This is a genomic window from Alcanivorax borkumensis SK2 (assembly GCF_000009365.1).
Classification (GTDB): domain Bacteria; phylum Pseudomonadota; class Gammaproteobacteria; order Pseudomonadales; family Alcanivoracaceae; genus Alcanivorax; species Alcanivorax borkumensis.
In genome coordinates, this window is record NC_008260.1 from 717,784 (window position 1) to 732,489 (window position 14,706).

General features: G+C 54.5%; 13 protein-coding genes and 1 tRNA gene. 7 read left to right on the forward strand and 7 right to left on the reverse strand.

Going from position 1 to position 14,706, the window contains the following annotated elements:
• Positions 1–6 precede the first annotated feature (6 nt).
• A complete protein-coding gene (locus tag ABO_RS03345) occupies positions 7–1,188 on the reverse strand; it encodes an acetyl-CoA C-acyltransferase (protein ID WP_035460699.1) in 1,182 nt (393 codons plus the stop codon).
• Positions 1,189–1,512: 324 nt separating this feature from the next.
• On the opposite strand from ABO_RS03345, the gene ABO_RS03350 reads away from it, so the two are divergent.
• The 4 genes from ABO_RS03350 to ABO_RS03365 all read left to right on the forward strand — a co-directional run bounded on the left by ABO_RS03350 (position 1,513) and on the right by ABO_RS03365 (position 4,606).
• Positions 1,513–2,100 (forward strand): superoxide dismutase, encoded by a 588-nt coding sequence (locus ABO_RS03350; protein WP_011587934.1) that lies wholly within the window; start codon positions 1,513–1,515, stop codon positions 2,098–2,100.
• Positions 2,101–2,818: 718 nt separating this feature from the next.
• Positions 2,819–3,682, forward strand: a complete 864-nt coding sequence (locus tag ABO_RS03355) for a hypothetical protein (RefSeq protein ID WP_011587935.1) — start codon at positions 2,819–2,821, stop codon at positions 3,680–3,682.
• A gap of 423 nt (positions 3,683–4,105) precedes the next feature.
• Positions 4,106–4,190, forward strand: a tRNA-Leu gene (locus tag ABO_RS03360).
• A 185-nt stretch (positions 4,191–4,375) separates the two neighbouring features.
• Positions 4,376–4,606 (forward strand): hypothetical protein, encoded by a 231-nt coding sequence (locus tag ABO_RS03365; protein ID WP_082808112.1) that lies wholly within the window; start codon positions 4,376–4,378, stop codon positions 4,604–4,606.
• Positions 4,607–4,907: 301 nt separating this feature from the next.
• Here ABO_RS03365 and ABO_RS03370 read toward each other — a convergent pair whose 3' ends face one another.
• The 4 genes from ABO_RS03370 to egtB all read right to left on the reverse strand — a co-directional run bounded on the left by ABO_RS03370 (position 4,908) and on the right by egtB (position 8,549).
• A complete protein-coding gene (locus ABO_RS03370) occupies positions 4,908–5,408 on the reverse strand; it encodes a DUF1289 domain-containing protein (RefSeq protein WP_011587937.1) in 501 nt (166 codons plus the stop codon).
• Positions 5,409–5,580: 172 nt separating this feature from the next.
• Positions 5,581–6,105 carry an acyl-CoA thioesterase gene (locus ABO_RS03375; protein WP_011587938.1) on the reverse strand — a complete coding sequence of 175 codons (525 nt, stop codon included), beginning with the start codon at positions 6,103–6,105 and terminating at the stop codon, positions 5,581–5,583.
• Between the two features lie 142 nt (positions 6,106–6,247).
• On the reverse strand, positions 6,248–7,276 hold the full coding sequence (gene egtD, locus ABO_RS03380) for an L-histidine N(alpha)-methyltransferase (RefSeq protein WP_231860940.1): 1,029 nt from the start codon (positions 7,274–7,276) through the stop codon (positions 6,248–6,250).
• A complete protein-coding gene (egtB, locus tag ABO_RS03385) occupies positions 7,269–8,549 on the reverse strand; it encodes an ergothioneine biosynthesis protein EgtB (protein ID WP_041705241.1) in 1,281 nt (426 codons plus the stop codon). The genes egtD and egtB overlap by 8 nt, the downstream gene beginning before the upstream one ends.
• Before the next feature lie 173 nt (positions 8,550–8,722).
• On the opposite strand from egtB, the gene ABO_RS03390 reads away from it, so the two are divergent.
• A complete protein-coding gene (locus tag ABO_RS03390) occupies positions 8,723–9,493 on the forward strand; it encodes a 3-hydroxyacyl-CoA dehydrogenase (RefSeq protein WP_011587941.1) in 771 nt (256 codons plus the stop codon).
• An 87-nt stretch (positions 9,494–9,580) separates the two neighbouring features.
• Here the strand turns inward: ABO_RS03390 and ppnN are convergent, their stop codons facing one another.
• A complete protein-coding gene (gene ppnN, locus ABO_RS03395) occupies positions 9,581–10,948 on the reverse strand; it encodes a nucleotide 5'-monophosphate nucleosidase PpnN (RefSeq protein ID WP_035460705.1) in 1,368 nt (455 codons plus the stop codon).
• A gap of 417 nt (positions 10,949–11,365) precedes the next feature.
• Between ppnN and ABO_RS03400 the strand changes: the two genes are divergently transcribed.
• Positions 11,366–11,581: a hypothetical protein gene (locus tag ABO_RS03400; protein WP_011587943.1), complete on the forward strand. Its 216-nt coding sequence runs from the start codon at positions 11,366–11,368 to the stop codon at positions 11,579–11,581.
• A 169-nt stretch (positions 11,582–11,750) separates the two neighbouring features.
• Here the strand turns inward: ABO_RS03400 and dinB are convergent, their stop codons facing one another.
• Positions 11,751–12,866, reverse strand: coding sequence for a DNA polymerase IV (gene dinB / locus ABO_RS03405; protein WP_011587944.1), 1,116 nt, complete (start codon positions 12,864–12,866; stop codon positions 11,751–11,753).
• A gap of 173 nt (positions 12,867–13,039) precedes the next feature.
• Between dinB and ABO_RS03410 the strand changes: the two genes are divergently transcribed.
• The gene (locus ABO_RS03410; protein WP_046961693.1) at positions 13,040–14,653 is read left to right on the forward strand and encodes an FAD-dependent monooxygenase; all 1,614 of its coding nucleotides are present in this window, start codon (positions 13,040–13,042) and stop codon (positions 14,651–14,653) included.
• Positions 14,654–14,706 lie beyond the last annotated feature (53 nt).

Genomic DNA, 14,706 nt, shown 5'->3' on the forward strand with positions numbered 1-14,706 from the left:
TACACCTTACACCAGCTCAATGGCCACTGCGGTGGCTTCACCGCCGCCAATGCACAGGCTGGCCACACCGCGTTTGCCGCCGGTGCGCTTGAGCGCGTGGATCAAGGTGAGAATGATGCGTGAACCGGTGGAACCCACCGGGTGGCCCAGGGCACAGGCGCCGCCGTGAATGTTCATCTTTTCGTGGGGAATGCCAAGATCCATCATTGGCAACATCGCTACCATGGCGAAGGCCTCGTTGATTTCGAAAAGGTCCACATCGTCCACACTCCAGCCCACTTTCTTCATTACCGCTTCGGTGGCACCAATCGGGGCAATGGTGAATTCGCTAGGATGCTTGCTGTTGGTGGCATGGGCGAGGATGCGCGCCAGTGGCTGCAGGCCACGCTCGTTGGCAACGGATTCGCTGGCCAGTACCAAAGCCGAACCGCCATCAGAGATGGAGCTGGCATTGGCGGCGGTGACGGTGCCGTCTTTGGCGAAGGCTGGACGCAGGCTAGGGATCTTGTCGATCCGGGCGTTAGCCGGCTGTTCGTCGGTATCGACCACTGTTTCACCCTTGCGGGTCTTCACGGTCACCGGCACGATTTCATCCTTGAACCAACCATTGTCGACTGCGGCATTGGCCCGGTTTAAGGATTCGATGGCGTAGTTGTCCATGTCTTCGCGGGTGATACTGCGCTTGTCGGCCACTTCCTGGGCAAAGGAGCCCATCAGACGGCCAGTTTCTGCATCTTCAAGGCCATCCAGGAACATGTGGTCCATAACTTGACCATGGCCCATGCGCATGCCGCCGCGCGCGTTCTCCAGCAGGTAAGGGGCGTTAGTCATGGACTCCATGCCGCCGGACACCACGATTTCGTTGGTGCCAGCCTTGATGGAGTCGTAGGCGAACATGGTGGCTTTCATGCCGGAGCCACACAGCTTGTTGATGGTGGTGGCACCGATGCTGTCTGGCAAGCCGGCCAGGCGCATGGCCTGGCGGGCTGGGCCTTGTTTCAGGCCAGCGGGGAGCACACAGCCCATGATGACTTCCTGCACGTCTTCAGGTTTCAGACCCGCACGGGCTACGGCTTCGCGGATAGACGCGGCGCCCAGTTCCGGGGCGCTGACAGCGGACAAGGCACCCTGGAAACCGCCCATGGCGGTACGGGCACCGTTTACAATCACTACGGCATCATCAGACATGTTTTTCTCCTGCCAAACAGTTGAAGGCGTTAACAGAACGCAAAAGAAACGTCCCGGAACGTAAAAATTGGGGCGCATTGTACTTGAAACAAGGGCATTGCGCCCCATTTGACAAAGACCCGCCGGTCACAGGTTGCTGGCAAATGATAGGCTCTGTCTATGATGACGAAAGGCAAAGCCATGCCAGAGTAGAGAACACGACCGGTAGCTTGTTATTATCGTTTGGCCGTAGACGACCGGCAGGTTGTCTGCGGGGAATTTCTGCCCGTTGTTGTGAGCAAGCAGCTGTGAGCAATGGGACAACATGATGTCAGGGGACAAATTATGGCTTTTGAATTACCGCCGCTTCCGTTCGAGAAAAATGCACTGGAACCGCATATTTCTGCCGAGACGCTTGAGTACCACCATGGCAAGCACCACAACGCTTACGTGACCAAGCTGAACGACATGGTTGCCGGCACAGACAATGAAGGCAAATCCCTGGAAGAAATCATCAAGAGCGCCGAAGGCGGTCTGTTCAACCAGGCAGCGCAGGTGTGGAACCACACGTTTTACTGGAACAGCCTGAGCCCCAATGGCGGCGGCGCTCCTAGTGGTGATCTGGGCGCAGCCATCGACAAGGCATTTGGCTCTTTCGACGAGTTCAAAGACCAATTTAATGCTAAAGCGACGGGCAATTTCGGTTCCGGCTGGACATGGCTGGTAAAAAACAGTGATGGCAGCTTGGAAATCGTTAACACTGACGACGCGGACACTCCCATTGCCCACGGCAAGGGCCAAACCCCGCTGTTCACCGTAGATGTTTGGGAACACGCGTATTACGTGGACTACCGCAATGCCCGTCCTAAGTATCTGGAGTCCATCTGGAACCTGATTAACTGGGATTTCGCCGCTAGCAACTTTGCTGCTTAAACCCGATAGGGTAAGCCTGATGGTGCTGTCAAAGGTACCATTTGAATTACAAAAAAGGCCGCTTTTGCGGCCTTTTTTGTGTCTGTATAGGTGGCCATTTAAGGGTAGGTTTGGTGGTGTCCTACCCGCTCGGGATGATTGTCGCTAAGTGATCGTCGGCCTCATGATAACGATGACAAAACGGGAGTTGTGTGCGTTTTATTGGATTGATAATGTTGCTCGCAGGCTGTGAACAATGCCGGCTATGGCTACCGAATCAGCCTGTGATAGGCAAGTACTGCAAACAATGAGCATTGGTCTTAATTAGGTGAAAACCTAAAATAATAGGCTATAGAGGTCCTTGCAGATGAATGGGCGCGGACACCGTTTGCAAAGCCTGTCATTGGCAATGGGGAGCGTGAAGTCGCATGATAGCGCTGTTTTTGCGTCTCCATAAAATCACCAACGCTAATGATGAAAAGGTAGTGGTTCTCGTGGTTTGGGTCATCGGTTCCGTTCGTCCTTAGGAGACTCTTCTGCCGTTAGTCAAAATGAAAAGGCAAATACGGGCTGAGAGTGAGGGCTTATTTCGCCACCAAGCCGCCATTGTTCGAAAAGTGGCAGAGTAAGAGTGGATGTTCGCTTGAAGCGTATCGAGTAAACGAAAAATAGAGGCCGTAAATGGTCTTTTTGTATGAGACTTGGAATATTTAGTCGAGGCTCTGATTAGGATTGTGGAATGACACGAGATCGTGAAGTGAATCTTGGTGACCTGGATGGTGTGACGGTTGATGCACCAGGGACAACCCCCTCCCTTTCGGCTTCTCCGGGTGGAAGGGACAAAAAAACGCCACCGGGAAGAAAAAAAACGGCCCCTAAGCCGCAAAAGCCGACCCCTTCAGGTGGTGGCAATGGCGGCTGGATGGCTGCTTGTCTAGTACTGATGGTGCTGATTGCGGTGCTTGGTGTTTGGTTCAGTAAGCAAGTGGCGGGTTTACAAGCGCAGTTGGATAGCCGGTTGACGGAGTCCAGTGAGAAGATGGGCAATCTCCAGTCCCGCTTATCGGCTACGGACGAAACGCTTAATCAGTCGTCCGGTAAATTGCTGGAGACGGTGCAGTCCTATGGCAAAAAGCTAGCAGCCAATGAGAATGAAATCCGCAAGCTGTGGGACGTGAGCAACACACTTAATAAAACCACGATTGCCAAGCAGCAAAAAGCATTGAACGCATTGTCTTTGTCGGTGAAAGAGGTGAAGAAAGGCCAGGCTGGAGTGGATGGAAAATTAAAAAGCATTAGCGTTGATGCGGCTGCGCTTAAAAAACAGATGGAAAGTGCCGTGGCAGCAGTCAACAAAAGCAGCGATCAATGGCAGAGTCAGATCGGACAAATGCAGACTCGAATGGAAGTGTTGGTTGACAGCATCAAGCAACTGGAGCGAGAGCAAATTAACCTGAAAAACGGGTTGGCCAAGGTGGAAAAGGCCCAGGGCAAGATTTCGGCGCTGGATGCCTCTGTCGATGATTTGGAAGCTGCAATTGCGGCATTTGATGCCTATCGATTGCAGGTCAACAGCCGGCTGGATTCATTGGAAGGTCGTTGATCGTTTAACCTGGCATGGACTGTTTCTCCGAGGGGTGGGCAGTCTGAGTGACAGATTTAAATTTAAAGAACCCTAGCCCAAAAAATGTTCTGCCATGGTCAGAATATAGCTCTGTTTATTTCTCTAGGCCGGCAAACTTGTTAGTCGTTTTGTAAGATGCCACTGCCAACCGTTTTTCAGGTAGAGGCCTGGATGGGACGGTGCCGGTGTAAGGGGGGCTTGTGCTCACTCAGCGTCAAGCTGCTCTCAGCTTGTCTTTTAGAAGACAGCACAAACAAGCGATTTTCCCCTGGGCAGGCAGCAAAATTGAGTGAGAAAAATCGACAAGGGTCTGCTGGCGCATTGCCGTATCCCGCGCAGCAGTTTAATAGGTTGCAAGAGGGCTGGTAATTGTCAGCGAGCCTGCTAGAATAGCCGCCCATTGCGCCAGTGGTGGAATTGGTAGACACGCCAGATTTAGGTTCTGGTGCCGAGAGGTGTGAAGGTTCAAGTCCTTCCTGGCGCACCATCACAAAGAAAGGCCGCAACAGCTTGCTGTTGCGGCCTTTTGCGTTATGGGGGATTGGCGGGCGTCTTGTCATCTATGATTTCTTTGTGCCTACGGGGTTTGAGCCGCTGTCAGATAAGCGGTCAGTTCTTGCCTTGTGCTTGTCTGGTTGGATGGGTACAACCATAGGAGATCCTGATGGAGGCATGATGCACGACAGCCGCGATGAAAAACTCAACCACAATTCTCACGGGGACGAATCTGACTCACCAAAACCGCGAGTATTGGAAAAAGAAAAAGTGCTGTTATTGGCTTTGGCCTTGCTGGTGTCGGGGGCTTTGATATTGGGGGTCTTTGCCCATTCGGAAGGCATTGAGGCACGCACAGCGTTAAAAGATATCCGCTCAACACTGACTGACGCGGCGAATTCCCTGTAATCCTATCGTTACCTCGCCTGCTGTGTTGGGCGCGTGTAAGTGCAACGCCGACTCCACCATTAAGGGGCCGAACGCGGTCAAATCTTACGCATTGGGGGCCAACCAATTATCACGTTCACAGCGCTGTCTGCCTGCAGGTTGGTTGTGCCTAAAATTTTCAACAGATGTCGTATTCCAGCGTGCCCCCACAAAAGGTTGATACGGTTAAAGTGTATCGATAAATGTTTTCTTTAGTTGTGACGGGGGAGTTCAGGTTGGCACAGGGGATTGTTTTCTTGGTAGTTGAAGTACATGCCTGCAGTTAGATCAGCCCTTTCTCCCGAGCGGCTTGCTCTGTGAGTTCGGCGACCAGGGTTACTGGGCGGGCATAGGCGCGGTCGTAATGGGCCTGAGATAGGGCATGACATTCTGCGCTGATCTGATCGTACAGCTGTCGCGGGGTCATCGTGTCGGTGGGGGGAAGGGCGCGCAAGCCAAAGTGCTCGTAGGAAATAAGTTTGGAGCCGGCAGCTTTGAGTAACTCCGGCACCCAGCCCTGAGGGGACAGTTGGGTTTGGTAGCGTAGATTTTGGAAATCCAGCTCGGCGGCTAGACGCTTCGCATCTGTTACTAAAAAATAGTTGTCCACGACTTGGCACAGCAACACATCCAGCCGTCGCCAAACAATGCTTTTTTGTTCGTTGGTGTAGCCATTCCAATGCACTACCTCGTGGCTGAAACGACGACAGCCACGGCAAACCGTATCACCGAAAACGGTGGAACAGACGCCTATGCAGGGGGTGTGGATTCGATTTGCTGCCATGAAGGAATGCTAACAGAAAACCCTGGTTCTGGGAGAGGCGTGCCGGTCGGTTGCTGGTAATTTGAGCGCTTGGCTGAGCATGGCGTAACGCCATGGCCTACATTCACTGTCTGACTATTCGCTGGGTAATATGTCTGCCCCGTGTTGTTGCTTATAGCTTACAGCGGGGCTTCTAGCCATTTTCCGTCAACCGTCGCTTGGTCTGCAGCAATAGTTTCCATTGCTCTACATATTCAGGCAAGGGCGGCGAGGTCAGATTCATTCCGGTCATTTCTTGTACGGTCTGAGGGCTGACGGATTTGCCACCATAAACGTTGGCCACACGCAGCAGGGCATGGGTGTGCAGTTTGCGCTGGGACTCGAAACGTTGATCGTAGTAAAGGTATTTTTCGTCCCAGCCAAGAACTTGGGTGTGAAGCTGGAAGTGCTGATAAGGGCGTAGTTCGCGGATGTAAGCAATTTCGGTATTGGCCACCACGCCGTTGCAGCGAGCTTCAAACATACGATTGAGTAGCCCAGTAACCACGGCGTGTTCCAGCCGGCTGCGATCCATGAACTTCAGGTATTTTGCATTGTTCAGATGCATGTTCAGGTCGATATCCAGCAGGCCAACCCGGAACTCCATGGTGACCACATCAAAAAGCTGGTGCGTAGGCGGCCGTTTACGGCGGCGCGCAGCGCTGATCAGTTCAAGCATCCGATTTCCCTATGCCACGGTTATCGCCGCAGCCCCTCTTATATTATCGTTGGAATACACGCACAGAAAAACGCGGTCCAGTATAACGATACTGGATCGGGTTCACACTATTAGCCTTGGTGGGGGGCTACAGCTTTTACGTTCAGGCCTGAGCAAGGTGCAGACTGAACAGGTTTTGTGGGTCGGTCCAGCAGTTTAATGGCTTAAAGCCGGCAGCGATCAACTCAGCACTGAAGCTTTGTTCTGTGAATTTGTAGGAATTCTCGGTATGGATGCGCGTGCCGCTATTCAGAATGAGGCTGCGTTCGCCGAGTTGGATGTGCTGGTCGCACAGGCACTCTAAGTGCATTTCGATGCGCTGATGGTCGCTATTATAGAAGGCGACATGGCGCATGTTGGCCGTGTCGAACTGGCAGTCCAATTTGCGGTTCAGGTGATGCAGTGCGTTCAGATTGAACGCCGCTGTGAGGCCTTCGGCATCATTATAAGCAGCATTCAGCTGTGTATTCGCTTTCTGTAAATCCGCACCAATCAGCAGCGCACCACCGGCTCCGGCCAGATTATGCAGCCCCTTAAGGAAATCGGCTCGGGCGGAGGGCTCGAAATTGCCAATGGTGGAACCGGGGAAAAACACCACCTGGCCCGATTGTTTCAACGCGTCGGGCATGGCTATGGTTTGACAGTAGTCAGCGCATACGGCGCTGATGTGTACATTGGGGAAGTCTCCGGCCAGTTGTCGTGAGGCATCAAGCAGGCATTCGCGGGAAATTTCCACCGGCATGTAGTGACGGGGTTGCCAAGCATCCAGCAGCAGGCGCACTTTTTCACAACTGCCGGCACCGGGTTCGGCGATGATTTGTGGCTGCCCAAGGCGCGCGTGGATTTCTTCGGCGTAGTCGGTAAGCAATCCGGTTTCCGTGCGGGTGGGGTAGTACTCGGGGCTACGCGTGATGCGGTCAAACAGGGCCGACCCGGTTTCATCGTAAAAATACTTGGGGTGCAGGGAAGGGTTAGCGCCCGACAAGGACTGGCTGACTTCGGCAAGCATGTCTTTGGTGGGGGGGTACAAATCATAAAAGGTCAAATTGGGACGAAGCTGTTGTTGGTTCAACGGGGTCTGTTGATGCTTCATCATCGCCTCGATAGAAAATGCAGTATGTTGTTCAGGCATGCTTCGTCCTCGGGTTGCTGGCGAGTCGAATCCCACTGAATTGCCAGCGCAAATGGGGGTAGAAAAAATTGCGGTAGCTGGCGCGCAGGTGGCTGGCGCTGCTGGCGCAGGAACCGCCGCGCAGTACCATTTGATTACACATAAACTTGCCGTTGTATTCGCCCACGGCCCCGCTTTCGGCTTGAAAGCCCGGATAGGGCAGGTAGGCGCTGGCGGTCCATTCCCAAACGTCGCCAAATAAGTGAGAAAGGGCTGAGTTACGGACCGTACCGGGCTGGAACAGGCCCTCGTCGGCAAAGTTGCCGGCGATCGCTTGGGCGCGGGCAGCATGCTCCCATTCCTGCTCTGTGGGCAGCCGCTTGCCTGCCCAGCGGGCGTAGGCGTCGGCCTCGTAGTAATTCACATGGGCAAGAATCTGGTTATCAGCAAGCGGTTGTTCACCGGCCAGAGTGAAGTGGTGGCTCAACGCTGCGTTCCAGTACAGCGGGCGTTCAATACCTTTCTGTTGCACCCAGCTCCAGCCATCGGAGAGCCACAGGTCTGAATTGCGATAGCCACCATCCTGAATAAAGGTGCGAAATTCTCCCTGGGTAACGGGCCGATTGGCTAATTGAAATGGTTCTAGCCAAGCCTTGTGCCGGGGAGTTTCATTATCGAACGCGAAGCCGCTATGGGCGCCAATGTCCACCAGTCCTCCTTCGAAGCACTGAAACGTTAGCGCTGGCGTGCTTTCGTTGGCCTGATTCGTGGTGTTGATGGGGCGGCTGATACGCGGTGATAGTGGGTTGAAAGAGAGGCTGTATTTCAGATCTGTGAGCAGCAGTTCCTGGTGTTGTTGTTCGTGGTTGATGCCTAGCTGCATTAGTCCATTGAGGTTATCGGTCTGCGTTAGCAACGTGTCTATGGCCGCGTCTACCAGATGGCGCCAGGCCATTACCTCGTCGTTGGTGGGCCGCGATAGCAGGTGTCGCTGGGGGCGAGGGTACTGTTCACCGATGCCGTTGTAATAACTGTTAAAGAGGTATTCGAACGCGGGGTTGTGTGGCCGATAACCTGGCAGGTGCGGTTTGAGCAGAAAAGTTTCAAAGAACCAGGTGGTATGTGCGAGATGCCAGCGTGGCGGGCTGGTCTCCGGGCAGGCTTGCAGGCCCATGTCTTCGGCGAGCAGGGGGGCACATAATTGCTCGCTGAATTGTCGGGTTCGCCGGTACGTGGCGGCGAGCCAGGAGGTATCGTCCTGTTTGGCGGTATCTGGCAAGGCTTTCCCTCCCATGCCGTGGGCCACTGTGCGGTCATAATGAATAATGACTGCAATGACGCAATCTCACCTTAAAGCAGTCCTGGTTTGAGCGAAAGTAACAATGAGTCGCTTGGCAGGGCTGGGTATACTCCGGGTAATGTTTTATAGATCCGTTACCTTTCTACCTTTCACAAGAAGGAGAGCATATGAATATTACCGATAAAGTGGCCGTGATTACTGGTGGTGCTTCAGGCCTGGGCCAGGCGACAGCAGAAGCGATTATTGCCAAGGGTGGCAAGGTCATGATTTTTGACCGTGACGACAAGCGCGGCCCGGAAGTCGCGGACCAGCTTGGTGATAATGCTGCCTTTACCCAGACTGACGTGACAGACGAAGCTTCCGTGAAAGCTGCCGTGGATGCCACGATGGCTAAATTCGGTGCCATTCATGTGTGCGTGAATTGCGCTGGTGTGGGCTCGGCCATGAAAGTTGTGGGCCGTGAGAACAAGCCCCATGACCTGGGTGTGTTCAACATGGTGGTGCAGATCAACCTGGTCGGCACTTTCAACGTGGCCCGTCTCGCGGCAGCTGCTATGGCTGAGAATGAGCCGGATGAAGACAATGAGCGCGGCCTGATTGTGAACACTGCGTCTGTGGCTGCATTCGATGGTCAGGTTGGCCAGGCCGCTTATGCGGCAACCAAAGGTGGCGTGGTCGGCATGACGCTTCCCATCGCTCGTGATTTGGCTCCGCTGGGCATTCGTTGTAACACTATCGCCCCAGGTATTTTTAATACCCCGTTGTTGAATGCGGCACCGGACAAGGTGAAACAGCCGCTGATCGAAATGACTCAGTTCCCGAAGCGCTTGGGACACCCTAAGGAATACGGTCAGCTAGTGTGTCACATGATCGAGAACACGTTCCTTAACGGTGAAACCATCCGTATCGATGGTGCTATCCGTATGCAGCCGCGGTAACAAAAGACGCAACATGCGTCATGGTACCCGCAACACAAAAAAGCCCCGCTTTGCGGGGCTTTTTTGTGTCAATGTAGCCGCTACCTGTTAGCTCACTAACTCATAGCATGGTTCGTAATGGCTGCCAGGCAGTTTCATGCGTTGTTGTTCTACAAAAGCTTTAAGTAGCTCGTCCAAATGAATCATTAGCGCGTTAGGGGCGTGAAGCTTGTAGGGGCCGTGTTTTTCTATGGCCTGAATTCCATGCTCTTTAACATTACCGGCGACGATGCCGGAGAAGGCACGGCGCAGGTTGGCGGCCAGTTCGTGAACCGGCTGATCGGTGCTAAGGTTCAACGCTGCCATGGCCTCGTGGGTGGGCAAGAAGGGGTGCTGAAATTCCAGCGGCACATTAAGGCGCCAATTAAAGTAAAAGGCATCATCATTATCCCGGCGGAATAAGGTTAAGCGGTCCATGCCGTGGCACATGTCCAAAGCCACCGCTTCCGGATCATCAATAATGATTTTATAACGTTCCGTTGCTTTTTCACCCAAGGTATAGCGAATAAAGGCATCGACTTGCCGGAAGTAGTCGGCGCTGCTGGCTGGGCCGGTGAGCACCATGGGCAGCGGTATATCCGCATTGTCTGGGTGCAGCAGTACGCCTAATAAATAAAGAATTTCTTCGGTGGTGCCAACCCCGCCGGGAAAGATAATGATGCCGTGGGCCAGTCGCAAAAACGCTTCCAGTCGCTTTTCGATATCCGGCATAATGACCAGCTCGTTAACGATGGGGTTGGGCGCTTCGGCGGCAATAATGCCGGGCTCGGAAATGCCCAGATAGCGGCCTTCTTTTTCCCGTTGTTTGGCATGAGCCACGTGCGCCCCTTTCATGGGGCCTTTCATGGCTCCAGGGCCGCAACCGGTGCAGATGTCTTTGTGCCGTAGCCCTAGCTGGTAGCCCACGCTCTTGCTGTAATCGTATTCGTGGCGTGAGATGCTGTGCCCGCCCCAGCAGACCACGATATTCGGCGATGACCCGGCTTTAAGTACCCCAGCGTTACGCAGAATATGGAACACTGCATTGGTAATTCCTTCGCTGCTGGTCAGGTTGAAACGGTCATTGTTTTGAATCTCGTTGGCCACGTAAACGATATCGCGCAACACCGCTGATAGGTGCTCGCGGATACCGCGAATCATGCGCCCGTCCACGAAGGCGCCAGCAGGCGCATTGTCCAGTTTTAGGCGTAGGCCACGATCTTCCTGAATCACTTCAATTTCAAAGTCGTGATAGGTTTCCAGCACCTGTCGGCTGTCGTCGGTGGGGGTGCCGCAGTTGAGCACGGCCAGGGCGCAGCGGCGCAGTAAATCGTGTAGCCCGCTACCGGAGGTGTCGCGCAGGCGCTCCACTTCATGCTGGCTAAGCACTTCCAGGCTGCCTTCCGGCGCCACAATGGTCGATACCGTTTCGGTCATAGGGTCGGTCCGTTGTAAATCGTCAGGTATTTTAAGACACACATAGCGTTCTTTTGGAGCGTCTCTTTCTGAGAGTCCCGAGAGAGTACCGTAGTCCGGGTGACAAAGGAGTAGTTGGGGTGGGAAACTCGGTTTCAACCAGGGGCAAACCTGGGCGGTTGCGTTTGTCGGTAGGCTGTGATTTTTACATTTCGGCCGGGAACGACGTGATGACACGTGCGTCGGATATAAATATCGAGGCTGATACGGGTTTTCAGAACTCTGTGTGCAAAGCTTTCCCGACACAAGCAGTACGATCGGTTACATTGATCTACGACAAGCCGTTGTCATCGAATTGTCGTCATTATCAATCAGGCTTGATCAGTTTCTAGGGCCGCTGAATAGGCCCTTGTAGAGAGTGAGACTTAGGAGCAAAGCATGTTGCTCAAATATTTGAACCAACTGGAACAGGCCGTTAGAGCGGCTTGCGAGCACCCAGACTCGGCTACGGTCACCTATTGCGCCGATTGTGTCGCTACGCTGGATGCCTATTTAGATGGGCAAATGGAGCCGGTACAGCGTCGTGGCCGAGAGTTGATGGATGGGCTGATCCCGGCGGATTTGCATGACAGGGTTTGTCTGCGGGTGCACTAAGGACGCAACACGAGGCGCCTATCTACACGCTTGGCCTTGCTGCCAGCCAAGGGCGTAGGGAGCTGCGCGTTGAGTTTATGAGCGCTTAATACAGAAGGCCTCTTAATACAGAAGGCTTTGTTTTCTGTAGGGCTGTGTGGTTGGTTCGTGTTTTGAACTTTTAATGGCTTCAAAGCTTATTACGTTGGTTGTGCATAGCCTTGTCCCTTTCTTCCGGGAACAGATCTGGTTGCTGGGGAGCTTTCAGGTCGCGTAGTCGAGCACCGATGCCCAGTAGCCTGGCGGGGCCTTCCCGACGTTCCCATAACTGGCAAAACAAGGCTTCGAAATGGGCCGGCTCCAAGTCGGTGCCGGCCTTGTCACAGCTCATGCTGATAAAATCCTGATACTTTACTTTGGCGGTTAGCCCGCTGATCAGGTAATGCTGGTCCAACTTGGCAAACCGCTCCTTTAACTTTTCAAGCAGCCCCTCCAGCTCTCTCAGCCAGTCGGTGAGGGTGGGCTGATCCTTTTCGTAAGTACGTTCCACAGAAACGGACTTGCGTCGCCGGCCTGTCTGGATCGGGCGGCTGTCTTCTCCCCGGCACAGATGGTAAAGGCGCTCTCCAAAACTACCGAAATGTTGACCTAATTCCAGACGGCTCAGCTGTTGCAGGTCGCCACAGGTTTTCAGGTTCAGTCCTTTCATGCGCTCGCCAGTGACCCGGCCCACCCCGGAAATTTTCCCAACAGGCAGGGCTGTCACAAAGGCTTCAACCTGGGCTGGAGGAATCACGAACAATCCGTCGGGTTTGCGCCAGTCGCTGGCCACCTTGGCCAGAAATTTATTAGGGCCGACGCCGGCAGAGACGGTAATCCCCACTTCCCGGCGAACATCTAAGCGTAATGCTTGAGCAATCCGTGTGGCGCTGTTCTCGAATTGTTCGCTGGTGCTTACATCTAGATACGCTTCATCCAGGGACAGGGGTTCAATCAGACTGGTATAACGACGGAAAATATCATGAATCTGGGTTGAAACTTTGCGGTATTTATCGAAATTCGGAGGCACAATAACCAGCTCTGGGCAGCGCCGTAGAGCCTGGGATGAGGCCATGGCCGAATGCACACCAAATTGCCGGGCCGGGTAATTGCAGGTGGCAATCACGCCGCGCCGGTGTGGGTCGCCGCCCACCGCCACGGGCCGGCCGCGCAACGCAGGATCATCGCGCATTTCCACGGCGGCATAGAAGCAGTCGCAGTCCACGTGGATAATTTTGCGCACCGTCGGTGTTGCAGGTTGTGCCATGATGAACTCGGGTCAAACGTTGCCGTGTTGGCGCGGCTGTTGCAGGCGCTACCCATGGGTGTGCCCAAGCGCGCCGTCGAACAAGCCGGATTGCCCCGGGGCCTTTATGCCAACCGGGAGTGACATAAGGAGAGTGTACCATCGCCGTTACCGAGAACCGCACAGCGCAGGTATTGATTGTTGGTGCCGGCCCTACTGGGTTGGCGCTGGGTATTGGTTTGCGCCGTCATGGCATTGATTGTTGCATTATTGACAGGCTGGATGCGCCATCGCCGTATTCGCGCGCCTTGGGGTTACATGCTCGAACGCTGGAGATTTTCGATGCGCTGGAGGTGCTGCCGTCGATTCGTAAGGTGTCGAGGCGGCTCAAGGCGGTATCAGTGTATGGCGATAAGGGTTTTCTCTTGGAGTTGGATCTCACCACTTTGAAAGCGCCATACCCGTGGGTGCTCAGTTGCCCGCAATCCGAGGTGGAAACCGTGCTGATTGATCGTTACCGGATGCTGGGGGGGGAATTGATCCGCAGCGCGGAGCTGCTGGATTTTCGTCAGGATGGTCGCGGCGTCGAGGCGCGTATTCGTCAGGGTTCGGATGTGCAGAAGCTGCAGTGCGAATTGCTGGTCGGTGCCGATGGTGTGGGTTCTATCGTCCGGGAACAGCTGGGCATTGGTTTCAATGGCGTGGATTATAAGGAACATTTCCTGTTGGCGGATGTGCTCTGGGAGGCCCCTTGGAGTAATGATCGCTCTCACGGGTTCCTGCAGGAAGAAGGCTTGTTATTGGCATTGCCGCTGCCGCAGGGCTGGCGGTTGATTATGGCCCGTCGCGAGCCGCCGACATTGCCGTTAAGTTTAGCTCTCTTCACTGAACGGCTCACGTCGATTCTGGGGGAGGCACCGAATCTGGGTGAACCCCGTTGGCTCAGCCAGTTTTCCGTGCAGCGCCGGCTGGCCCAGCATTTTCGCCGCAACCGGGTGTTTCTGGCCGGGGATGCGGCCCATGTGCAAAGCCCGCTGGGCGCACAAGGGATGAATACGGGCCTGGCTGATGCCTTCAACCTGAGCTGGAAACTGGCGTTTTATCTGAAAGGATTTGGGCAGGGCGCTTTGCTAGACAGTTATGAGCAGGAACGGCGCCCGGTGGCGGAGAAAATGTTGTACGGCGTGGACATGCTATCGCGGGCTTCATTGGTGAAGTTGCCGATGCTGCGACGCAGCCGGGATTCGCTGCTGAAACTGGCGGGTAGCCGTCGTAATATCTCCAGTCGTTTGTTGCGCACTGCCAGTCAGTTGAATGTGCACTATCGCAACTCGCCGCTGGTTACCTATGGCCCGGAAGCGGATGTTGGTTGGCGGCATCAAGGGCCGCTACCGGGGGATCGGCTACCGGATGCGGCGCTGAAATCCGTGCGGACCGGGCATCTGCATCAGTTGCATGGCTTGCTGCGTAAGCCCGTGCATCATTTGTTATTGCAGCTGAGTGAGAGTCCTGAGCATAACGAGCGGCTGGTGATGTATGCGCTGAGTGAGCGACTCGGGCAAGAGTATCGCGAAAGCGTGCATCTGACCGTGATTGCGGCGCGTGCCACCGCCGATGATGACGTGCCCCGTGAAGGCACCACCCGTATCTGGCGTGACCATGAGGGCGAGTTCGCTAGCGCCTTTGGCGATAAAGGCCGGCTTTGGTTGATGCGGCCGGATGGGCATTTAGCGTACCGGGCACCGGTGAGCAATGCGGATGATTTGCTGGGTTATCTGAGGAGAGTGGTTGGGAAGGCTAACAGCTGAAACGAAGAAGGAGCGAGGTGTTTCTCGTTAGCCCCAAAGGCGTAATCGGACAC

Coding starts and splice junctions, on each gene's coding strand:
- ABO_RS03345 (WP_035460699.1), bottom strand. CDS start 1,188: ATGTCTGATGATGCCGTAGTGATTGTAAACGGTGCCCGTACCGCCATG.
- ABO_RS03350 (WP_011587934.1), top strand. CDS start 1,513: ATGGCTTTTGAATTACCGCCGCTTCCGTTCGAGAAAAATGCACTGGAA.
- ABO_RS03355 (WP_011587935.1), top strand. CDS start 2,819: ATGACACGAGATCGTGAAGTGAATCTTGGTGACCTGGATGGTGTGACG.
- ABO_RS03365 (WP_082808112.1), top strand. CDS start 4,376: ATGATGCACGACAGCCGCGATGAAAAACTCAACCACAATTCTCACGGG.
- ABO_RS03370 (WP_011587937.1), bottom strand. CDS start 5,408: ATGGCAGCAAATCGAATCCACACCCCCTGCATAGGCGTCTGTTCCACC.
- ABO_RS03375 (WP_011587938.1), bottom strand. CDS start 6,105: ATGCTTGAACTGATCAGCGCTGCGCGCCGCCGTAAACGGCCGCCTACG.
- egtD (WP_231860940.1), bottom strand. CDS start 7,276: ATGCCTGAACAACATACTGCATTTTCTATCGAGGCGATGATGAAGCAT.
- egtB (WP_041705241.1), bottom strand. CDS start 8,549: ATGGGAGGGAAAGCCTTGCCAGATACCGCCAAACAGGACGATACCTCC.
- ABO_RS03390 (WP_011587941.1), top strand. CDS start 8,723: ATGAATATTACCGATAAAGTGGCCGTGATTACTGGTGGTGCTTCAGGC.
- ppnN (WP_035460705.1), bottom strand. CDS start 10,948: ATGACCGAAACGGTATCGACCATTGTGGCGCCGGAAGGCAGCCTGGAA.
- ABO_RS03400 (WP_011587943.1), top strand. CDS start 11,366: ATGTTGCTCAAATATTTGAACCAACTGGAACAGGCCGTTAGAGCGGCT.
- dinB (WP_011587944.1), bottom strand. CDS start 12,866: ATGGCACAACCTGCAACACCGACGGTGCGCAAAATTATCCACGTGGAC.